Raw genomic sequence first — 19,425 nt, 5'->3', positions numbered from 1 at the left:
CGGGGGGCTCACCGGGGGGATCCCCCGGGCCTTTTCCCCGCCTCGCCTCTTCCCCCCCGTACCCCCCCGGGGGGGGGGCCCCCCCCCCCGGGGGGGGGGGGGGGCGCCCGCCGCCCCGGCGCCCCCCCCCCCCCCCCCCCCCCCCCCCCCCCCCCCCCCCCCCGCGCCGGTTCAGCGGCAGTTGCGGTCGCCGTTGATGCAGGCCACCGCCTTCTTCATCAGCCGCTCCGGCATGACGTTGATGAAGTCGCCGTGGTCGGTGACCGGCTTGTGCAGCTGCTCCGGGAAGCTGTCCACGGCGAACTGCTCGCCGGCCGGCACGTCGTAGGTGATCTTCTCCTGGAGCTGCGGGATGGCGCGGAACCCGGCCGGGCAGGAGCCGTCCTGCTGCGCGAACGCCACGTGCGTACGGTGGTTGGCGCTGTCGGTGTTCTGCCCGTCCCAGCAGCTCTGGAAGTTGAACGTACGGACGACGTCCGAGCCGCCCGGGCAGATCGGGTACTTGTCCTTCAGCTGCCGGTCCTCGAAGCCGGTGCAGCTCCAGGAGGCGTTGGCGTTGGCCGGGCCGTTGGTGAACGCCTTGGCGTCGCCGGTGATGATGCGCAGGAAGCGCGGCATCGCGGTCACGTCACCGGCCTGGCTGCCGCTGAAGGTGAGCTTGACGTCGGACGGGGTGAGGACCGAGCCCACGTTGCCGTCGTGGCCCGCGCCCGGCTTGTGCTCCGAGGTGCCGTCCAGGGTGCGCAGGACGGGCCAGTAGTACGTGGACAGGTCGCCGTTGTCGCAGGTGGTGCCGGACGCGGCCAGGCTCTGGTCGGTGGAGAAGGCGTCGGTGGTCTCGTTGCCGACGTAGTCGTGGGTGTGGTGCGCGCCGTTGCTGACGCCCGGCGTCACGATGACGTTGTCGGAGTTGAAGTGGCCCTCCTCGTTGGTGCCGCACTCCGAGACGAAGGTGCCGGTGGAGGCGCCGTCGCCCTGCGGCGGCTGCTGGGCGTTGGGCTGGACGGACCGGATGTCGGCGAAGTCGTCGGGGGAGGGCCCGCCGGGCGGCTGCTGCGCGCCACCGTCCTGCCCTTGTTGCCCCTGCTGCCCCTGCTGCCCCTGCTGCGCCGCGTCTCCTTGGCCTTGCTGCTCACCGTCCTGACCCTGCCGGCCCGCGTCCTGTCCGTCGTTCTGCCCTTGCTGAGCGTCTCCGACGTCCTGCTGCTCGCCCACCGATATGGACTCTCCCGTGGGCTTCAGCTTGCAGGCGCTCATGGTCAGCAGGGCGTCGGGGCGGGGCGCCGACCGGCCGATGGCGTCGGCCATCGCGCCGATCGTCTTCTCGCGCTGCTGCCGCAGCTGCTGGAGCATCGCGTCCGTACTGCCGCCGCGCCCGCCCGCCATCATCTTCTCGTACGCCGTCGCCACCTGGCGGTCCAGCGCGGCGAGCCCGCGGGAGACCGGCAGCCGCGCACCCCGCGGCACCCGGCGCAGCCGGTCGCCGACGTCCGGGCAGGACACGGTCGAGGCCACGGCCGCCTGGCCGCCGCGCTGCGCCGGGCCGTTCTCGTCCGCGCCGTCGGCCGAGGCGCCGGCGGCGATCAGCGCGGTCCCGCCGCCGCCGAGCAGCAGCGCGGCTGCCGCGGCCACCAGCCGGGTGGTCAGGCGCGAGCGTTTATGGGCCTGTGGAGTCATGCGATCACTTCGCTTCGTGGGGAGTTGCGTGGGGAGTGGTGGGAAGTGCTGGGGAGAGTGGGGTGGGGGAGCGGCCGCGTGTTCGGGGAAACGTACGGCTGCCGGGGCCGGGCCGCCGCCAGGTTGCCGAAGTCGACCAGGCCGGTACCTTCCAGGACCGTGATGTGGTCCAGGACGACCGCATTCGTACGAGTGGCCAGGCGCCGCACCATCGAGTTGCGGCTCTGCGCCCGGACGAGCGCGACGAGTCCGAAGACCTTGCCGTGCGCGCGGCGCAGCAGCTGGGCGAAGCGCCGGTCGAATTCCTGGCCGCGCGCGGAGTCCAGCTGCCCGAGCCAGCCCTGCTGCTGCGGGGTGGGCTCGTCCGGCAGCGACATGCCCAGGTCGCGGGCCGTCTGTACGGAGAGCCGGTCCAGTTCGGTGTGGCCGGCCACGAGATGGTCGCCCGCGGTCCGCACCGCCTTCCGCGTGCCGCGTTCCCGCGCCTGGCGGCCCGCGGGCAGCTCCCACAGCCCGGCGAGCCGTACCTTGCGCACGAAGTCCCGGTCCATGGGGGTGAGCAGGCCGTACGGGGTGCGGACGGTGCCGCCCCCGTCGTCCTCCCAGCCAGCGGCCGCGGCGGCCGTCGAGGTGTTCTGGCCGAAGAGCTGGACGGGCAGCAGCAGCGCGACGAGCGTGGCCGCGAGGGCCGCGACGATCAGTCCGGTGGCGAGCGTCCGCGCGGGGACGGCGGACAGCTGGCCGGCGATGGAGCGCACACGAAACCTCCCGGTCGGTCCGGTGGGACGCCTCGGACGCTAGGCCGGTGCGGGGCCGGTGAACGCGGGATTCGCGCGCCTGGACAAGAAAACGCCGGGGCGGCGCGTGCGCTGCTACGGTGCGGCGGGGCGCGCCCGGCCCACTCGCGAACGCGCCCGGCCCACTCGCGAACGGGCATGGCTCAGCCGCGCACGAGCGCGCTGCTCAGCCCGCGTACAGCGCCTCGATCTCCGCCGCGTACGCCCGCTCGATCGCCGCCCGGCGCAGCTTCAGCGAGGGCGTCAGCAGGCCGTCGGCGACGCTGAACTCGCCGGGCAGGATGCGGAAGGCGCGGATGGACTCGGCGCGCGAGACCGAGGCGTTGGCGACCGCGACCGCCCGCTGCACCGCCGCCCGGACGCCTTCCTCCGGCGGGTCATCGGGCCGCGCGTCGAGGAGCCCGCCGCGGTAGCGCCGCCAGTGCGCCAGCGCCTCGGGGTCCAGGGTGATCAGTGCCGCGATGTAGGGCCGGTTGTCGCCGACGACCAGGCACTGCGAGATCAGCGGGTGCGCGCGGACCCGCTCCTCCAGGCCGAGCGGGGCGACGCTCTTGCCGCCGCTGGTGATGAGGATGTCCTTCTTGCGGCCGGTGATCACGAGGTAGCCGTCCTCGTCCAGGTGTCCCAGGTCGCCGGTGGCGAACCAGCCGTCGTGCGGCGCCGTCCCGTGCTCGTCGACGTACCCGGCGAAGACCACGTCGCCGCGTACCCACACCTCGCCGTCCTGGGCGATGCGCACCGCGCAGCCGGGCAGCGGCCGGCCGACCGTGCCGAATCGCACCCGCCCCGGCGGGCAGGCGGTGACGGCTCCGCTCGTCTCGCTGAGCCCGTACCCGTCGTAGACGGTCAGGCCGGCCCCGGCGAAGATCCGCCCGAGGTCGGCGCGGAGCGGCGAGCCGCCCGAGACCGCGTTGCGCACCCGCCCGCCCAGGACTTCGCGGATGCGCCCGTACACCAGCCGTTCGTACAGCGCGTGCCGGGCGCGCAGACCCGGCCCCGGACCGTGGCCGTGGCCCTGCTCGCGGCGCTCCACGGCGCGTGCGTACCGCAGCGCGGTGGCCGTCGCGACGTCGAACAGCCGCAGCCGGCCGGCCTCTTCGGCGGCCCGGCGCGCGCTGTCGTAGATCTTCTCGAAGACGTACGGGACGCCGAAGAGGAAGGTGGGCCGGAAGGACGCGAGCGCGGGCAGCAGCGCCTGCGGGGTCAGCTCGGGCTCGTGCCCCAGCAGGATGCCGCCGCGCAGGCAGGCGACCTGGACCATCAGCCCGTAACTGTGCGCGAGCGGCAGGAACGCCAGGATCGACGGCTGTTCGCCGGGCGGCCCGGTGAGCCGTCCCCAGCCCGCCAGCAGCGTGTCGCACTCGGCGGCGAGATTGCCGTGGGTGATCACGCAGCCGCGCGGCCGGCCGGTGGTGCCGGAGGTCTGGACGACCGCCGCGGTGTCCCGCGGCGTGACGGCCCGGCGCAGCCGGTGCACCTCGGCGTCGGGCAGATGTGCGCCGAGCCCGCTGAGCAGGCCGAGGCAGTCCTGGTCCAGCTGCCAGACGCGGCGCAGCCGGCAGTCGGCGTCGCAGGCCGCCGCCACGGTCATGGCGTGCTGCTCGTGCTCGATGACGACGGTGTCGGCCCCGGTCGCGGCCAGCAGCGCGCGCAGCTGCTCGGTGGAGGCGGTCGGGTAGACGGGGACGAGGTGCGCGCCGAGCGACCAGACCGCGTAGCTGAAGAGCGTCCACTCGTACCGGGTCCTGGACATCACGGCGACCCGGTCGCCGGGGCGCAGGCCGTCCGCGAGCAGCCCCTTGGCCAGCGCCATGACCTCGGCGCGGAAGGCGGCGGCGGACACGTGGTGCCAGCGGCCGGGGTCCGCGGGGTCCCGGCGGGCGAGCTGGGCGAGCGCGGGCACCCGGTCGGCCAGCTCGTGGACGGTGTCGGCGAGGCCGCCGGTACGGGCCGCGGTCACCAGGGCGGGCGTGCTGACTTCGCGCACCACACCTCCCTCGTTCGCCCCCGCCGTACGGCCGGGGTGGACGCAAGTTACCCGCTGGTGGCCCTACTGCGCAGGCTCTCTGGTTACTCTTGAGCGGAAGAGGACAAAACCGAGCGGGGCGAACCCGGTCGGGGAACAGCCGAGCGGGGAGAGGAGAACGCGTATGCGGTACCTCGCCGATGCCTGGCGGCTGTACGTCGGCGCGCTGCTGTTCCTCCTGGCCGGCGTGCTGCTCACGCAGAGCGGCCTGACCTCGGCCCTGACCGCCGCCGCGACCACCGCGGCCGTCCTCCTCCTCAGCCGCGCGGTGCTCGTCGCCACGCTGGCCCGCCCCGCTCCGCCGGGCCGGGTCCGCACCGCCATCCGGGACCGGGAACGCCGTACGGCCTTCCTGCCCCAGCGCGATCCCGACGCCGCGGGCCGCCCGCGGCCCAGGGCACCCGGCCGCCGTCTGCCGACGGCCGCGTAGGCGCGCAGGCGCCTGCTCCTCTTCTCCGCGTACGGCCCTGCCACGCGGCTCGTCACACCGAAATCTCCCTGAGATCCCCTTTTCCCACTGCTTCTTTCGGTACTGACGAGACCCCTGGAGGGCTCCCGCATGTCCGTCTTCGCCCCGCTCGGCGCCGCGCTCGGCCACCTCGCCGACGCGCTCTCCCCGCTCTTCGGCGCCTCGGCGACCGCCGCCGCCATCGTCGTCTGCACCCTGGCCGTACGCGCCGCCCTGCATCCCCTCGCCCGCGCCGCCGTGCGCGGCGAGAAGTCCCGCACCGCACTGGCCCCGCAGCTGGCCGAAATACGCCGGAAGTACGCCAAGAACCCCGAGCGCATGCAGCGCGAGATGACCGACCTCTACCGGAAGGCGGGCGCCTCGCCGCTGGCCGGCTGCCTCCCGATGCTCCTGCAGCTCCCGGTCTTCTTCCTCATGTACCACCTCTTCACCTCGCGCAGCTCCGGGCTGCTGGGCGAACGCCTGCTGGACGCGCCGCTCGGCGGCCGCTGGACGGACGCGCTCGCCGACGGGGGCCCGTTCGGGCCGCACGGGCTGGTGTACCTGGCCCTCTTCGTGATCGTCGCGGCCGTGGCGACGGTGAACTACCGGCGGGCCCGGAAGGCCACCGCGGCCGCACCGGCCGGGGTGGCCGGTGAAGCGGTACCCGGCATGGCCGCCGTGACGAAGTTCGCCCCCCTCCTCTCCTTCGCCACGCTCCTCACGGTCGCCGTCGTACCGCTGGCCGCCGCCCTGTACGTCGTGACGAGTACGGCGTGGACGGTCTGCGAACGCGGCCTGCTGATGCGGGACCGCAAGCCCGCCGCGGGCCTCACGCCCGCTACCGCCGAGTAAAGGTCCAGTACGTGAACGGGGTCTTGCGGGCGGGACCCCGTTCTTGGAGGATCGGCCAAATCGCTCGATGGCCGCACTCCATCGGCCGGCCCGGGAGACCCCTCCCGGGCCGACCCTTCGCATACGACCACGGGAGTTGTACTGATGAAGCTGCTGCGTGTCGGACCGGTGGGGGCGGAACGCCCGGCGCTGCTGGACGAGTCGGGAACCCTGCGTGATCTGTCGGGCGTCGTGCCGGACATCGACGGAGCGCTGCTCGAGGACGAGACGGCGCTGGACCGCATCCGTGCGGCCGCGGCCGCCGGCGACCTGCCGGCGCTGGACGCCGCCGGACTGCGCAGGGGCGCGCCGCTCGCCCGCATCGGCAAGGTCGTGTGCATCGGGCTGAACTACCACGACCACGCCCGGGAGACCGGCGCGCCGATCCCGGCCGAGCCGATCGTCTTCATGAAGGCCGCGGACACCGTCGTCGGCCCGGACGACACGGTGCTCGTCCCGCGCGGCAGCGTGAAGACCGACTGGGAGGTCGAGCTGGCCATCGTCATCGGCCGCACGGCCCGCTACCTGGAGACCGACGAGCAGGCGCTCGCCGCCGTCGCGGGCTACACGATCGCGCACGACGTCTCCGAGCGGGAGTTCCAGATCGAGCGCGGCGGCCAGTGGGACAAGGGCAAGAACTGCGAGACGTTCAACCCGCTGGGCCCCTGGCTGGTCACCGCCGACGAGGTGGCCGACCCGCAGGCGCTCGGCCTGCGCCTGTGGGTGAACGGCGAGCTCAAGCAGGACGGCACGACGGCCGAGCAGATCTTCCCGGTCGCCGAAGTCGTCCGCTACCTCAGCCAGTTCATGACCCTCTACCCCGGCGACATCATCAACACCGGTACCCCGGCCGGCGTCGCCATGGGCCACGCCGAACCCAAGCCGTACCTCCGCGCCGGCGACGTGGTCGAACTCGAAATCGACGGCCTGGGCCGCCAGCGCCAGGAGCTGAAGGACGCGTGACGGGCGGGGTGGCTCTCAGCTCTTCGGGATGAGGGCCACCCAGACCGGGCCGGGGGTGAAGGGGAGGGCGTGGCCTTCGGGGGTGGTGAAGGTGGTGCCGGCGTCCGGACCGGGGCGGTTCCACTCGGCCTGGTACTTCTTGCCGTCGCGGAGGACCAGGGCGTCGCCCGAGCCGACGGTCTGCGTGTACGGAGTGACGCTGCCCCACTTGTCGTGGAGGCGGGAGGAGCGGACGGTCACGTACTGGACCACCACCGTGGCGACGCCCAGCTGTCCGGCTCCCGTGGTGCGGAAGGGCGTGCCGTCCATGGCGACCAGCCAGCGGCCACGGCTCTCGGACCAGGTGAAGGAGAAGCGGGCCGCCGGGTAGCGGACGTCCTGCTGAGTCGTCCTGGTGCCGCCCTTCGCCGGGGCGGCGCCGAAGCGGAAGCCGATGTCGGCGGGGGCCGAGGCGTCCGGAGCGGCTTTCAGGGCGCGGGCCGGGTGCAGGTACAGGTTGTGCGGCGCGGCGCGGTCCGTGCTGCGGACGTATGCGTCGGGGGCCTCGCGCGGGGGCAGGGCGGCGATCGGGGCCGACTCCAGCGTGGGGCGCAGGCCGGCCTGCGCGCCCGAGTAGGCCAGCGCCGGGTGCCCGAACTGGCGGAGCAGTTCGAGGTCGGACTCGCGGGCGCTGCGGACCGGGCCGACCCGCTCGGGGAGGTGGCTCGCGAAGACGGCCATTATCCGGGACAGGCCGGCCTCCACCTCTTCGGTGTAGAGGATGTCGGCGTCCTCCAGGCCGGTCTGCGGGCGGGCCGCGGCGATGTTGTCGATCTTGACGGCCAAGACCTTGTCGCCCGCGCCGTCCTTGCCGGTGAACGGCGACTTCCCGTCGCCGTCCCCCATCTGACAGCTCGCCACCAGCGGTGACAGGCCCGCGGCGAGCCCCGCCGCCAGCACGGTCCGCCGTGATGATCCGGCCCGTCCGCCCGTCCGCCCGCCCGTCCACGCCATGGGGGTACCGCCTCTCTCTCGCCGGTTACCCCACAGCTTTCCCGGTGGACCGGGCGGGCGCACGGATTCCGTCAGGCGGGGCGCAGAAACCGCTCCAACGCCTCGACGACGAGGGCGTGGTCGTCGGCCTGCGCGAGGCCGGAGACGGCCACGGCGCCGATGACCCCGGTACCGCGGAGGCGGACCGGGAAGGCGCCGCCGTGGGCGGCGTAGGTGTCCGGGTCCAGCCGGGAGGAGTCCTCGAAGGTCCGGCCCTTGGCCCGGAAGCGGGCGCCGACCAGGAAGGACGCCTCGCCGTACCGCTCCACGACTCGGCACTTGCGGTCGAGCCAGGCGTCGTTGTCGGCGCTGGTGCCGGGCAGCGCGTAGTGGAAGAGCCGCTGGGCGCCGCGCCGGATGGAGACCGTCACGGCGGCGTTCCGCTCGCGGGCCAGCTCGACGAGGAGGGTGCCCAGCTCCCAGGCGTCCTCGTTGCCGAAGCGGTCGAAGACCAGCCGGCGCTCGTGCTCCTCGAGGGTGGCGATGTCGTCGGCGGCGGTCATCGGGCGGCCTCGATCCGGACCGTGCGGCCCTCGGCGGCCGAGAGCTTGGCGGCCTCCAGGACGCGCAGCGCGGCGGCCGCCTCCAGGGCGGTGACCGGCGGCTCGCCGCCCGTACGCAGCGCTTCGGCGACGGCGGCGTAGTACGCGGGGTAGTCGCCGGGCAGCGTCGGGACGGGCTCGCCGCCGCCGGTCTGCGGGGACTCCCCGGCGCCGAGGCGGCCCCAGGCGGACTCCGGCTCCACGCCCCACTCCGCCGCGCCGCCCGGGCGGAGGCCCTCGCGCAGCGCCGCCTCCTGCGGGTCCAGGCCGTACTTCACGTAACCGGCCTCGCTGCCGAGCACCCGGAAGCGCGGGCCGAGCTGGGCAGTGGTGGCGCTGACCCACAGGTGGGAGCGGACGCCGCTCGCGTGTGTGATCGCGATGAAGGTGTCGTCGTCGGCCTCGGCGCCGGGGCGGCGCACGTCGGACTCCGCGTACACCGCGACGGCGGGGCCGAAGAGGGTGAGGGCCTGGTCGGCGACGTGGCTGCCCAGGTCGTACAGCAGCCCGCCGATCTCGGCCGGGTCGCCGGACTCGCGCCAGCCGCCCTTGGGCTTGGGCCGCCACCGCTCGAACCGCGACTCGAAGCGCCACACCTCGCCGAGCGCGCCCTCCTCGACCAGCTTGCGCAGAGTGAGGAAGTCGTTGTCCCAGCGGCGGTTCTGGAAGACGGAGAGGAGCAGCCCGCGGTCCTTCGCCAGCGCGGCCAGCTGCTCGGCCTCGGCGGCGGTCCCGGCCAGCGGCTTGTCCACGACCACCGGCAGGCCGGCCTCCAGTGCCGCGGTGGCCAGCGGTACATGCGTCTTGTTCGGCGAGGCGAGCACGATCAGGTCCAGCTCGGCGGCGCGCGCGAGCACCTCGTCCGGTGTGCCGACCGTGCGCACCTGGGGGTGCTCGGCGCGGGCCTGCGCCTGGCGGTCGGGGCTGGAGGTGGAGACCGTGTCGAGGACCAGGTCCTCGGTCGCGGCGATCATCGGGGCGTGGAAGACGGAGCCGGCCAGGCCGTAACCGATGAGGCCGACGCGCAGGGGGCTGCCGGGGGATGCGGTACCGGTGGGGGAGTCGCTCGGGCTGCTCATGCTTCCACTTAAGCAACGCTGTTGCCAAAGTGCAAGCGGTCCGCACAATAGAGAGGTGACCAGCGAAAACCCTCCCCCCTCCGACCCGGCCGGACGGCCCGGCCCGGCCGAGCGCGCGCTCGGCGGCGCCAACCTCCCCCTGCTGCGCGGGCACAACGCGGCCGTACTGCTCGGGCTGCTGCGCGCGGCGGGGGAGGGCGGCGTGAGCCGGCTGGAACTGGCCGAGGGCAGCGGGCTCACCCCGCAGGCGGTCAGCAAGATCACGGCGCGACTGCGGGAGGAGGGGCTCGCCACCGAGGCCGGGCGGCGCGCGTCCACGGGCGGCAAGCCCCGTACGGTCCTGCGGCTGGTCCCCGGCGCCCGGCACGCGATCGGGCTGCACCTGGACCGGGACGAGAGCGTCGCGGTCCTCGCCGACCTGGCGGGCGAGCCGGTCGCGGTCCGCCGCGCGCCGCTGGACCTGGGCGCGGGCGCGGACGAGGTACTGGCGGCGGCCGCGGCCCAGGTCGCCGAGGTGCGCGCCGCCGCGCCCGAGGCCCGGGTGATCGGGGCGGGCGTGGCCTGCCCCGGCCCGCTGGACCACCGCACGGGCGTGCTGCACCGGGTCACCGGCCTCCCGCAGTGGGACGGCTACCCGCTGCGCGCCGCGCTCGCCGAGCGGCTCGGTCTGCCCGTGGTGCTGGACAAGGACACCAACGCGGCGGCGCACGGCCTGGCCCAGCAGGCCGACGGCGCCGGGTCGTTCGGCTATCTGCACCTGGGCACGGGGCTGGGCGCCGGGCTGGTGCTGGGCGGCGCCGTGCACCGGGGAGCGCGCACCGGGGCCGGGGAGTTCGGGCACCAGGTGGTGCAGCTGGACGGCCCGCGGTGCGGCTGCGGCAAGCGCGGCTGCATCGAGGCGCTGTGCCTGGCCGCGGTGGCGGCGGGCGACCCGGCGGAGGCGGCGCGGGTGCTCGGCGTCGGCGCCGCCAACCTCGTCGAACTGCTCGACGTGGACCGGATCCTGCTGGGCGGCCGTACGGTACTGGCCGACCCCCCTGCGTACGTACGGGGAGTCGCCGCCTCCCTCGACGGCCAGCTGCGCGCGCACGGGGCCGCCGAGGCCCGCACCGTCCCGGTCGTACTCGCACCCGGCGGCCCGCACACGGTGCCGCTCGGCGCCGCCCACCTGGTCCTCGCCTCCCTCTTCGCCCCGCCGCACGGCCCGTTCACGGGGGCGCGGGCGGCGCTCTGAGAGGGCGCCGCGGGGCTCAGATGCGGTCGACCAGGTCCGCGATCGAGTCGACGACGCTGGTCGGCCGGAACGGGTAGCGGTCCAGGTCGGCCTTGCCCGTCAGCCCGGTGAGCACCAGGAACGTCTCCATGCCGGCCTCCAGGCCCGCCAGCACGTCGGTGTCCATCCGGTCGCCGATCATGGCGGAGCTCTCGGAGTGCGCCCCGATGGTGTTCAGCGCGGTACGCATCATCAAGGGGTTCGGCTTCCCGATGAAGTACGGGTCCTTGCCGGTCGCCTTGGTGATCAGCGCGGCGACCGAACCGGTGGCCGGCAGGGCGCCCTGGGGGGAGGGCCCGGTGTTGTCGGGGTTGGTCGCGATGAACCGCGCGCCGTCGTTGATCAGCCGGATCGCCTTGGTCAGCGCCTCGAACGAATACGTGCGCGTCTCGCCCAGGATGACGAAATCCGGGTCCTGGTCGGACAGGACGTAACCGGCATCGTGCAGAGCGGTGGTCAGCCCGGCCTCGCCGATCACATAGGCGGTGCCGCCGGGGTGCTGGGTGTCCAGGAATTTGGCGGTGGCGAGCGCCGAGGTCCAGATGTTCTCGACCGGCACCTCCAGCCCGATCCGGCTCAGCCGGACGTGCAGGTCCCGGGCCGTGTAGATCGAATTGTTGGTGAGCACCAGGAAGGGGCGACCGGCGTCGCGCAGCTTCTTGATGAAGGCGTCGGCTCCGGGGACGGGGATGCCCTCGTGCATCAGCACGCCGTCCATGTCGGTGAGCCAGGATTCGATCGGCTTGCGCTCTGTCATGGGCGCCATGCTATGCACTCCCGCACGCGTGCATCAGGGGTGGCACGAGAGCTTCCTGTCACCCCGGCGGCGCAAGCGGCGCCCCGCTCAGGATGCGGACGGCGGCTGCGGCATCGACCTTCGAAGTATCCGGAGGTTCACCATGCGTCCACCGCGTTTCACCGTCTGCACCTGCACGGCCTTCACCGCCTGCGTGGTCCTCGCCGGCACCGCGCACCCGGCGGGCCGGCTCGACGGGCAGCCCGGGCCGGTCGCCGCCACCGCGGGGGTGACGGCGCGGGCCGCCCCACCGCCGCCCGCCGAATACCGTCCCGTGACCGAGGACCGGCGGACGGTGACCGAGGAGCGGAGACCGGTGACCGAGGAGCGGAGACCGGTGACCGAGGAGCGGAGACCGGTGGGCGGGATGAATTCGGGCCGGTCGGCGGGGCTGGTGGTGGCCGGCGGCGTGGCCCTCGTCGTGATCGGCCGCATTGTGCACGTGCTGCGGAAGCGGGGTGGCGGTGATGCCGAGTGAGGGCCTGCCCATGACGGGCGGGTACGGCCGGCTGCTGGCCGGTGTGGCCTGGGCACTGTTGCTGCTCGGGCTGTGGATATGGGGGCGCGGGCCGAGCGACGGGCAGCTGCCGGCCGCCGCCACCACCGGCGACGTCGCCGCCGTGGGCCGCCCCCTCCTCCAGGAACTCCCGCGGGCGCACGCCCCGTTGCCCGCCGCCCGGCCCACCGCGATCGGCATCGGCGCGCTGGGCACGGCCCACGCGGACGTGGTGCCGGCCGCCGGCGCCCCCGGCGTCCTCGCGCCACCGGCCCGTACGCCGGGCGCCGTGGCCTGGGACGCGGCCGGGCCGCAGCCGGGACGGCCGGGCGTGGCGGTACTGGCCGGGCACGGCGCGGCGGGTCCGGGGCGCGGCGTCTTCGCCGGACTGGGCGAGGTCCGCGCCGGGGAGACCGTGCGGGTGGCCCGGTCGGACGGTTCCATCGCGGAGTTCACCGTGGAAGAGGTACAGGCGTACTCGCCGGCGCGGTTCGACGCCGCGCGGATCACCGGCGCGCACGAGCGCGACCGCGCCGAGCTGCGCCTCGTCAGCGACGACCGGATCGTCGTCTCCGCCTACTTGAGCGGGGTCAGCGGTCCATGAGAGGAGATGAGCGGAGTGCGGCACGCGGAGGGCGGCGTGCGAGCGCCCGGCCGGGCCGGCGGCTCGCTCCCCCCTGAACCGCCGGCCGGCCGGTCCTCGACCGCCGCGATTCAGGACTGCGGGAGTTGCCCTGCCGTCGGCGGGAGGCGCCATGAAGTGCGCGTTCCAGGCCGGGGGCCAGGGCCAGACCCACACTTTAGAACGCCTGCGCGCCCTCCGCATAGAGGGCGTTGGCAGCGGGCTGTAACAGGTTGCCCACGGGCCGTCGCCGGTGCACACGGGTGTGCCAGGATTGCTGCGACCGGCCAAGTTCCGTGCTCCGAGGGGGGAGTGGATGTACGGCGAAGTACCGGGGTCCGGGGGGACTTCGAGTGGACGGCGCGGTGACCGCCGCATCATGAGGGCTGCCGTACCGGCGCGGACTGCCGTACCGGCGCTGGCAGCGCTGCTGCTGGCGGCCGGGGCGCTGGCCGGATGTTCCTCGTCCGACGGCTCCGACGGCGGCCCGCCGGAGCAGCGGCCCAGGGCCACGGTGCCGTACTGGGTCAACCCGGACGGGAAGGCGGCCCAGCAGGCGGCCGCGTACCGCAAGGACGACAAGCAGGACGACGCCGAGCTGATCGACCGCATCGCGGCGCAGCCCGTCGCGGAGTGGATCGGCATAGAGGACCCGCAGGGCGAGGCCCGCGGCTTCACCGAGGCCGCCGCGAAGGCGAAGCGCGACGCGCTGCTGGTGCTCTACAACATCCCGCACCGCGACTGCGGCAGCTACTCCAAGGGTGGCGCCGCCGACGGCAACGCGTACCGCGCATGGCTGGACGGCGTGATCAAGGGCATCGGCGACCGTGCCACGACGGTGATCCTGGAGCCCGACGCGCTGCCGCACATCGAGGACCGGTGTACCCCGGAGCAGTTCCACGAGGAGCGGTACGCGCTGCTGACCGAGGCCGTCGGCAAGCTCAAGGCGCTGCCGCGCACCAAGGTCTACCTCGACGCGGGCAACCCGCACTGGATCAAGGACCCGGGGCGGATGGTGGAGCCCCTGAAGCGGGCCGGCATCGACCGCGCCGACGGCTTCGCGCTGAACATCTCCAACTACCAGACCACGGCGGAGAACGAGAAGTACGGCCGGCAGCTCTCCGCGATGGTGGGCGGCAAGCACTTCGTCATCGACACCAGCCGGAACGGCAACGGCCCGGCGCCGGGCGGCGACGACCCGGAGAACTGGTGCAACCCGCGGGGCCGGGCGCTGGGCGAGCCGCCGACCGTGAAGACCGACGACGGACTGGTGGACGCGTACCTCTGGATCAAGCGGCCCGGGGAGTCGGACGGTCCGTGCAAGGGCGGCCCGCAGGCGGGCAAGTGGTGGCCGTCGTACGCGCTGGAGCTGGCCCGCAACAGCAAGCAGTGACGCGCTGAGAGCGACGCGAGGAGGGGGCACCCCGGGCACGGGGTGCCCCCTCCTTATGCGTCCCTGCGTCGCTACGGCCGGTCGGCCGCGGGCACCTTCACCCACACCGCCTTCGACGGAGTGCCTTCCTCGTCGACGGCCATGAGCATGTACCAGCCGGGCGGGACCAGGGCCGGGTCCTTCGGCAGGGTCACGGTCACCGAGTCGCCCTTCGTGGTGAAGTCCAGCGCGAGCGAGCGCTGTTCGACGTTGGTGACATGGGTGAACGAGCCGGGCCTGATCAGCCGCAGTTTCTTGAGCGAGGAGGCGTGGGTCGTCCCGAACGTCGCCGTGCCGCCCAGCTTCACGGTCGTGGGGCCCTTGGCCGTGAGGCCGGGGCGGGAGCCCTGGAAGAGGTAGGGCGGCGTGTAGAGGTCGATCTGCTGCTGGAAGACGCCCGGCCTGGTGTTGTCCTTGTCGGCGAAGAGTGAGTCCGAGCCGAAGGTCATCACCCGGCCGTCGGGGAGCAGCAGCGCGCCGGAGTGGTAGTTCCGGCCGACCAGGGGGTCGGCGACGCGGCGGGAGGTGTTCTTCGCCGGGTCGTACAGCTCGGCCGCCAGGATGTTGGAGTCGCTGCGGCCGCGGTAGTCGCCGGAGCCGTTGGTGGTCAGCACGGTGTCGTCCGGCATGATCACGCTGCTCGGATAGCGGGTCTTCGCGTACAGGTCCGGGCCGTCGTGGAAGCGCGGCTTCGGGTCGGTCAGATCCACGATGCGGGTCTTGGCAGTGGCGCGCGGGTCCTCGCCGACCCCGCCGCCGCCGAGGACCATGTACCGCTGGTCCTGTGCGGGCGGCAGCAGCACGGACATCGAGGTCTCCAGGATGTCCGGATCACTCATCCCGGGGACGACCTGGAACTTGTTGCTCTTCAGGTCCCAGATGCCGGGCGTGCGGCCCTTGTTGTCCGGGCCGTACCCGGCGTTGGAGCCGGTGTAGAAGACCTGGCCCTTGCCGGAGAGGAAGAGCGCGGGGTAGGTCGGGAAGAACCGTTGCTTCGGGAGATACGTCCACTTCTTGGTCTTCGGGTCGTAGAGCTCGTTCTTCCCGGGGACGACCTGGCCGATCTCGTCCAGGCCGGAGACCGAGAGGACCTTGCCGTCCTCCATGGAGGTCAGCGTCGGATACCAGCGGGCCTCGTTCATCGGGTCTACGCGGAGGTACCGCTCGGCGACCGGGTCGAACTCGAAGGAGTCCTTGATCCCCTGGAAGTCCTTCTTGTCGAAGGACAGCTTCTGCGCGATGCCGTAGAAGTTACGGGCGTCCGCGCCGGTCAGGCCGTGGATGCGGTAGTTGTCCTGGGCGCCCGTGGCGTACTGGCGGCCCTGCTCGCGGGCCTCGACGTAGACCCGGGCCTCGCTGTGCTCGACCCGTACCCTGCCCGTCGCCTTGTCCTTGATCTTCTTCGCCCGCGGCACCACGACCGGGTCCTTGGAGACGAACGTCCTGCCGTTCTCCTTGCCGGTGAAGAGCGTGCCGGCGGGGAAGGTCTTCGGGCCGTCCGGGTCCTCGTTGTAGATGATCATCAGGCCGCCGGCCTTCTTCACATCGCCCTTGAGGGTCTCGTAGCGCTGGGTGCCGCCCGCCACCAGCAGCTTGCCGTCCGGGAGCTGGGTGTGGCCGGAGCAGAACAGGTCGGTGGGCGTGGGGATGTTCTTGAAGGTGTTCTTCGCCGGGTCCCACAGGACCGTGCGGAAGGACTTGGCCTTGAAGTTCGCCGCGTTGTTGCCGGAGCCGGCGACCAGCAGGACCTTGCCGGTGTGCAGCAGGGCGGCGTGGATCGTGTTGATCCTGTACTCGGCGGGGACGTCCAGCACGTCCCAGTGGCCGTTGCGCTGCTTGTACTCCGGCCGATTGATCTTGTACGAGTGGTACTGCTCCGAGGCGAAGCCGTACACGGCCGGGCCGTTCATGGCGGCCAGGGCGATCACCACCACCGCACCTATGCCCAGACGGCGGGTGCGGCGGCTCGGTCGGTATTTCATCGGTTCGTTCCCCCCACGGGAATCTGCACGGTCTGCGCGATCTGGTCTTCGGCGGGTCCGGCGGGTCCGGCGGCTCCGGCGGCGCCGGCGGGATCGGCGGTTCCGGCGGGCTCGGCCGCGACGGCTGCCGCATCCGCTGCGTCCGCCGTGGCTTCCGCGGCCCCGGCGTCCCCGGCGGGCCGCGCGTCCCGGCGCAGCGACCAGCGCCACAGGGCGATCGGGGTGCAGCAGACCAGCAGGGCCAGCACGGCCCAGACGATCATCGCCGGATGGGCGTGGCCGAAGAAGAAGGAGGCGATCAGCGAGGAGCCGAAGACCAGGAGGAAGAAGAGGTGCACCCGGAAGGTCCCGAAGAGGGTGTCGGGGCTGGAGGAGTCGCCCTTCGGGGTCACCACGAACTTGCTCTTGCGGCGCAGGGCCGCGTCGAAGAGGGAGCGTGCGTAGATCGGCGCGGAGAGCGCGGACATCAGCATGCCGGCCACGCCGCCGGAGCCCTCGGGCTCGTGGGGGGAGACGTTGTGCCGGCGGTTCCACACGTACAGGCCGATCTGGAGCGCCGAGGCGTTGCCGTAGAGCATCATCCACACGGCCGGGTCGATCTGGACGCCGGAGGCGCCGAGCCCGAGGAAGAGCGCGCAGCTGAGGGCGGCGAGTATCCAGTTCAGCGCGGACATCGGGTAGAAGATGACCATCATGGTGTAGTTGAAGAGGCGGCCCGGGGACAGCGTGAAGGGCGCCTTCCAGAACTGCTTGAGCAGCGTTTCGTACGTACCGCGCGACCAGCGCAGCTGCTGGGTGAAGAAGTCCGTCCAGGCGGTCGGGCCCTCGCCGACGGCCAGCACGTCCGGGGTGTAGACCGAGCGCCACTTCTTGCCCGTCGCGGGGTTGCGGTGGCGGTGCATCTCGAAGCCCGTGGCCATGTCCTCGGTGATCGAGTCGTACAGCCCGCCTATCTGCTTCAGGGCCTTGATGCGCACGGCGTTGGAGGTGCCGACGAACATGGGGGCGCCGTAGCGGTTGCCCGCCCGCTGGATCAGCGCGTGGAAGAGGAACTGCTGCGACTCGGCGGCCTTGGTGACGAACGTGTCGTAGTTGCCGTAGACCTGGGGCCCGATGACGAAGCCGACGTTCTCGTCGCGGAAGTAACCGAGCATCCGCTCCAGGTAGTTGGGCAGCGGTACGTGGTCGGTGTCGACCGAGGCGAAGAAGTCGTAGTCGTCGCCGTGGGCCTGCAGCCAGGCGTTGTAGTTGCCGTGCTTCGTTCTCGCGCGGTGCGGGCCCTTGGCGCGGTTCCACTCCGGTATGCCGTGCCGGGTGAAGTGGCGCACCCCGAGTCTCGCGCAGACCTCTCTGACGGCCGGGTCGTCGCCCTCGTCCAGCAGCCAGACGTGCACCACGCCGCGGTGCCGTACCCGGACGGCGGCCTCCAGCGTCTTCGTCACCATCTCCAGCGGCTCCTTGCCGGGCACGAAGGAGGTGAGGAAGGCGACGCGGGTGCCGTTCTCGGGGACGACCGGCACGGGGTCGCGGGCGACGAGCGTGGCGTGGGCGTTGGAGAGGACGTTCAGACAGCGGAAGAACTCGATCAGGCCGATCGAGACGAGCATGACGACGTCGAGGGCGGGGAGGAAGGCGAACTGCGGGTAGTCGCGCTCGGTCCAGTGGGCCGGCTGCAGCAGCCAGGCGAGGAGCCCGAGGGAGACCAGCGGGGCCGCGCCGAGCAGCAGGGCCGCGCGTAAGCGGTGCGGCTCGTCGGCGAGCAGGCTGCGGTAGCGGACCTTGTACGGCTTGCCGGGCTCGGGCTGCGTCAGCGGGCCGGCGAGCCGGCTGTAATGCTCGTAGTCGTAGCGCGGGAGCGGCTTCTGCGGCACCGGCCGTCGGCGCTGGTGGCCGGGCAGGCGTAAGCGCGTCGTCGCGGACGGGTCGTACTGGTGTTCCTGCCGGGCGCCGGTAGGCGTCGACGTCATGACTCCATCCCCCCGCACGCAGTACTGGCTGCGTGTCCGTGTGCTCTCGTCCCGAGGCTTCGGTCCCCCTCGACCGGCTCGGCCCTGTGGTCTCGGCCGCCCACGTACCCAGACGTGTGCCGCACGCCTTCCGGTTTCCCGGTCGTGCTCCGCCGGCCTGGCAGCGCGCGGGGGTCCCCAACCCCTCGTGCGGCGCAGCCGGTCGTTCCTCCCCATGTGCTCGTCAAGGCCATGTTCGACCCATCCGCCACGTCAGGGTCCCTAACCGGCCTTCATGATCGCAAGGGCGGAATGCGTGCTTACGGGAGGTGTGGGCGTATCGGCGGACTCGGGGTGGTGAGCGGTCATCCGCGCGCCCTCCTCTTCGGGCGGAGCGCGCCCTCCCCTTCCGGTCGAGCGCGGTCACCGTTCGCCGGAACTGCGCAGCCTCTCGCGGATGTTGTTGAAGTGCTCGCGGACCGCCCGCTCGGCGCGGGGCCCGTCGCCGTCCCGCACCGCCGCCAGGATCTCCTCGTGCTGGCGGACCGTGGTCTCCGGGGCGGCGTGCGCCGCGACGAGATCGGTGCGCACCCGGTGGAAGGCGTCCCAGAACGCCTCCAGTACCTCGCTGAGCAGGAGGTTCTCCAGGCCGCGGTGGAGAGTGGCGTGGAAGGCCCGGTCGGTCTCGGCCCGGACGCCGCCGGCCGCCGCCTCCGTCCGCATCCGCGCCACGATCGTGTCCAGCTCGGCCAGGTCGGCGGCGGGCACCCGCCCCGCCAGCCGTGCGATCAGCCCGGTCTCCACGGCCTCGCGCAGCTCCAGCAGCTGCAGCAGGCTGTCCTCGCCCCGGTAGTGCCCGGCCACCGTGCGGAAGGTCAGGCCCTCGATCATCGGGGCCATCGACATCGGCCCGACATAGGTGCCGAAGCCGTGCCGGATCTCCACGATGCCCATCGCCTGCAGCGCCTTCAGCGCTTCGCGCACGGAGTTCCGGCTGACCCCGAGCAGCTCCATCAGCTCCGGCTCGGTCGGCAGGGACGCCCCGGACGGCAGTCGTCCATCGATGATCAGCCTCTTGATGCGCTCCTGGATGTCCCTCGCCATCCCGTGACTCTGCACCCCGGCGCACCGTTTTGACCAGCACTTCCCCGCGATCCCGCGCAAGGAAGCCGTAAAAAATGACCAAGGCCCCCTCGTCGTGACGAGGGGGCCTTGGCCCTACGTGCGCCGCCAGGGACTCGAACCCCGGACCCGCTGATTAAGAGTCAGCTGCTCTAACCAACTGAGCTAGCGGCGCGCGCTGACCTGGAAAACTCTACACGAACTCCAGGGGTGCTCCGGACCGCGGAAGGCCGTCCGGCGACCCGCCGAATGTGTGAGGTGTGACACTCCTGCCGGTATGGGCGCCGACCGGCTTTTC

Annotated in this window: 17 protein-coding genes and 1 tRNA gene; 7 read left to right on the top strand and 11 right to left on the bottom strand. The window is 72.9% G+C overall.

From position 1 onward, the window contains the following. Positions 1-171: 171 nt before the first annotated feature. From ACIGXO_RS14985 to ACIGXO_RS14975, 3 genes are all read right to left on the bottom strand, one after another. The gene (locus ACIGXO_RS14985) at positions 172-1,677 is read right to left on the bottom strand and encodes a DUF1996 domain-containing protein (RefSeq protein ID WP_399785596.1); all 1,506 of its coding nucleotides are present in this window, start codon (positions 1,675-1,677) and stop codon (positions 172-174) included. Then, positions 1,674-2,435: a DUF4142 domain-containing protein gene (locus ACIGXO_RS14980; RefSeq protein ID WP_399785594.1), complete on the bottom strand. Its 762-nt coding sequence runs from the start codon at positions 2,433-2,435 to the stop codon at positions 1,674-1,676. Before ACIGXO_RS14980 ends, ACIGXO_RS14985 begins: the two co-directional genes overlap by 4 nt. A 205-nt stretch (positions 2,436-2,640) precedes the next feature. Next, a complete protein-coding gene (locus tag ACIGXO_RS14975; protein WP_399785592.1) occupies positions 2,641-4,461 on the bottom strand; it encodes an AMP-dependent synthetase/ligase in 1,821 nt (606 codons plus the stop codon). 163 nt (positions 4,462-4,624) lie between these two features. Between ACIGXO_RS14975 and ACIGXO_RS14970 the strand changes: the two genes are divergently transcribed. From ACIGXO_RS14970 to ACIGXO_RS14960, 3 genes are all read left to right on the top strand, one after another. Continuing rightward, positions 4,625-4,930, top strand: coding sequence for a DUF6412 domain-containing protein (locus ACIGXO_RS14970; protein ID WP_399785589.1), 306 nt, complete (start codon positions 4,625-4,627; stop codon positions 4,928-4,930). A 129-nt stretch (positions 4,931-5,059) separates the two neighbouring features. Beyond that, positions 5,060-5,803: a YidC/Oxa1 family membrane protein insertase gene (locus tag ACIGXO_RS14965; protein WP_399785586.1), complete on the top strand. Its 744-nt coding sequence runs from the start codon at positions 5,060-5,062 to the stop codon at positions 5,801-5,803. A gap of 144 nt (positions 5,804-5,947) precedes the next feature. Continuing rightward, entirely contained in the window at positions 5,948-6,805 is an 858-nt protein-coding gene (locus ACIGXO_RS14960; protein WP_399785583.1) for a fumarylacetoacetate hydrolase family protein, read from the top strand. Positions 6,806-6,820: 15 nt separating this feature from the next. Here ACIGXO_RS14960 and ACIGXO_RS14955 read toward each other — a convergent pair whose 3' ends face one another. From ACIGXO_RS14955 to ACIGXO_RS14945, 3 genes are all read right to left on the bottom strand, one after another. Then, on the bottom strand, positions 6,821-7,798 hold the full coding sequence (locus ACIGXO_RS14955) for a DUF3048 domain-containing protein (RefSeq protein ID WP_399785581.1): 978 nt from the start codon (positions 7,796-7,798) through the stop codon (positions 6,821-6,823). Positions 7,799-7,869: 71 nt separating this feature from the next. Continuing rightward, entirely contained in the window at positions 7,870-8,340 is a 471-nt protein-coding gene (locus ACIGXO_RS14950; protein WP_399785578.1) for a heme-degrading domain-containing protein, read from the bottom strand. Beyond that, complete coding sequence (locus tag ACIGXO_RS14945; protein WP_399785574.1) at positions 8,337-9,458, bottom strand: Gfo/Idh/MocA family oxidoreductase; 1,122 nt, start codon at positions 9,456-9,458, stop codon at positions 8,337-8,339. Before ACIGXO_RS14945 ends, ACIGXO_RS14950 begins: the two co-directional genes overlap by 4 nt. Between ACIGXO_RS14945 and ACIGXO_RS14940 the strand changes: the two genes are divergently transcribed. Continuing rightward, complete coding sequence (locus ACIGXO_RS14940; RefSeq protein ID WP_399785692.1) at positions 9,457-10,692, top strand: ROK family protein; 1,236 nt, start codon at positions 9,457-9,459, stop codon at positions 10,690-10,692. The two genes, ACIGXO_RS14945 and ACIGXO_RS14940, sit on opposite strands and share 2 nt — an antisense overlap. A gap of 16 nt (positions 10,693-10,708) precedes the next feature. Here the strand turns inward: ACIGXO_RS14940 and ACIGXO_RS14935 are convergent, their stop codons facing one another. After that, the gene (locus ACIGXO_RS14935) at positions 10,709-11,488 is read right to left on the bottom strand and encodes an HAD-IIA family hydrolase (RefSeq protein WP_399785571.1); all 780 of its coding nucleotides are present in this window, start codon (positions 11,486-11,488) and stop codon (positions 10,709-10,711) included. A 142-nt stretch (positions 11,489-11,630) separates the two neighbouring features. Between ACIGXO_RS14935 and ACIGXO_RS14930 the strand changes: the two genes are divergently transcribed. From ACIGXO_RS14930 to ACIGXO_RS14920, 3 genes are all read left to right on the top strand, one after another. Then, complete coding sequence (locus tag ACIGXO_RS14930; protein WP_399785569.1) at positions 11,631-12,005, top strand: hypothetical protein; 375 nt, start codon at positions 11,631-11,633, stop codon at positions 12,003-12,005. Next, a complete protein-coding gene (locus ACIGXO_RS14925; protein ID WP_399785566.1) occupies positions 11,995-12,627 on the top strand; it encodes a sortase domain-bontaining protein in 633 nt (210 codons plus the stop codon). Before ACIGXO_RS14930 ends, ACIGXO_RS14925 begins: the two co-directional genes overlap by 11 nt. Before the next feature lie 334 nt (positions 12,628-12,961). Continuing rightward, on the top strand, positions 12,962-14,038 hold the full coding sequence (locus ACIGXO_RS14920; protein ID WP_399785563.1) for a glycoside hydrolase family 6 protein: 1,077 nt from the start codon (positions 12,962-12,964) through the stop codon (positions 14,036-14,038). Positions 14,039-14,109: 71 nt separating this feature from the next. Here the strand turns inward: ACIGXO_RS14920 and ACIGXO_RS14915 are convergent, their stop codons facing one another. From ACIGXO_RS14915 to ACIGXO_RS14900, 4 genes are all read right to left on the bottom strand, one after another. Next, on the bottom strand, positions 14,110-16,059 hold the full coding sequence (locus ACIGXO_RS14915) for a galactose oxidase-like domain-containing protein (RefSeq protein ID WP_399785560.1): 1,950 nt from the start codon (positions 16,057-16,059) through the stop codon (positions 14,110-14,112). Further along, the gene (locus ACIGXO_RS14910) at positions 16,056-18,026 is read right to left on the bottom strand and encodes a glycosyltransferase family 2 protein (protein ID WP_399785557.1); all 1,971 of its coding nucleotides are present in this window, start codon (positions 18,024-18,026) and stop codon (positions 16,056-16,058) included. The genes ACIGXO_RS14915 and ACIGXO_RS14910 overlap by 4 nt, the downstream gene beginning before the upstream one ends. Before the next feature lie 402 nt (positions 18,027-18,428). Next, positions 18,429-19,109 carry a FadR/GntR family transcriptional regulator gene (locus tag ACIGXO_RS14905; protein WP_399785554.1) on the bottom strand — a complete coding sequence of 227 codons (681 nt, stop codon included), beginning with the start codon at positions 19,107-19,109 and terminating at the stop codon, positions 18,429-18,431. Positions 19,110-19,228: 119 nt separating this feature from the next. Then, positions 19,229-19,302: transfer RNA gene (locus tag ACIGXO_RS14900), tRNA-Lys, on the bottom strand. Positions 19,303-19,425 lie beyond the last annotated feature (123 nt).

Source organism: Streptomyces sp. NPDC053542 (assembly GCF_044544685.1).
Taxonomy (GTDB): Bacteria; Actinomycetota; Actinomycetes; order Streptomycetales; family Streptomycetaceae; genus Streptomyces.
The sequence above is the reverse complement of the archived record's forward strand: the minus strand, read 5'-3'. Positions and strand labels throughout refer to the sequence as shown.

Bases quoted from the DNA above. Each gene is read 5' to 3' on its own strand.
- ACIGXO_RS14945 (WP_399785574.1), bottom strand. From the start codon at position 9,458: ATGAGCAGCCCGAGCGACTCCCCCACCGGTACCGCATCCCCCGGCAGC.
- ACIGXO_RS14965 (WP_399785586.1), top strand. From the start codon at position 5,060: ATGTCCGTCTTCGCCCCGCTCGGCGCCGCGCTCGGCCACCTCGCCGAC.
- ACIGXO_RS14930 (WP_399785569.1), top strand. From the start codon at position 11,631: ATGCGTCCACCGCGTTTCACCGTCTGCACCTGCACGGCCTTCACCGCC.
- ACIGXO_RS14920 (WP_399785563.1), top strand. From the start codon at position 12,962: ATGTACGGCGAAGTACCGGGGTCCGGGGGGACTTCGAGTGGACGGCGC.
- ACIGXO_RS14955 (WP_399785581.1), bottom strand. From the start codon at position 7,798: ATGGCGTGGACGGGCGGGCGGACGGGCGGACGGGCCGGATCATCACGG.
- ACIGXO_RS14985 (WP_399785596.1), bottom strand. From the start codon at position 1,677: ATGACTCCACAGGCCCATAAACGCTCGCGCCTGACCACCCGGCTGGTG.
- ACIGXO_RS14970 (WP_399785589.1), top strand. From the start codon at position 4,625: ATGCGGTACCTCGCCGATGCCTGGCGGCTGTACGTCGGCGCGCTGCTG.
- ACIGXO_RS14905 (WP_399785554.1), bottom strand. From the start codon at position 19,109: ATGGCGAGGGACATCCAGGAGCGCATCAAGAGGCTGATCATCGATGGA.
- ACIGXO_RS14910 (WP_399785557.1), bottom strand. From the start codon at position 18,026: ATGACGTCGACGCCTACCGGCGCCCGGCAGGAACACCAGTACGACCCG.
- ACIGXO_RS14960 (WP_399785583.1), top strand. From the start codon at position 5,948: ATGAAGCTGCTGCGTGTCGGACCGGTGGGGGCGGAACGCCCGGCGCTG.
- ACIGXO_RS14935 (WP_399785571.1), bottom strand. From the start codon at position 11,488: ATGACAGAGCGCAAGCCGATCGAATCCTGGCTCACCGACATGGACGGC.
- ACIGXO_RS14915 (WP_399785560.1), bottom strand. From the start codon at position 16,059: ATGAAATACCGACCGAGCCGCCGCACCCGCCGTCTGGGCATAGGTGCG.
- ACIGXO_RS14940 (WP_399785692.1), top strand. From the start codon at position 9,457: ATGCTTCCACTTAAGCAACGCTGTTGCCAAAGTGCAAGCGGTCCGCAC.
- ACIGXO_RS14950 (WP_399785578.1), bottom strand. From the start codon at position 8,340: ATGACCGCCGCCGACGACATCGCCACCCTCGAGGAGCACGAGCGCCGG.
- ACIGXO_RS14925 (WP_399785566.1), top strand. From the start codon at position 11,995: ATGCCGAGTGAGGGCCTGCCCATGACGGGCGGGTACGGCCGGCTGCTG.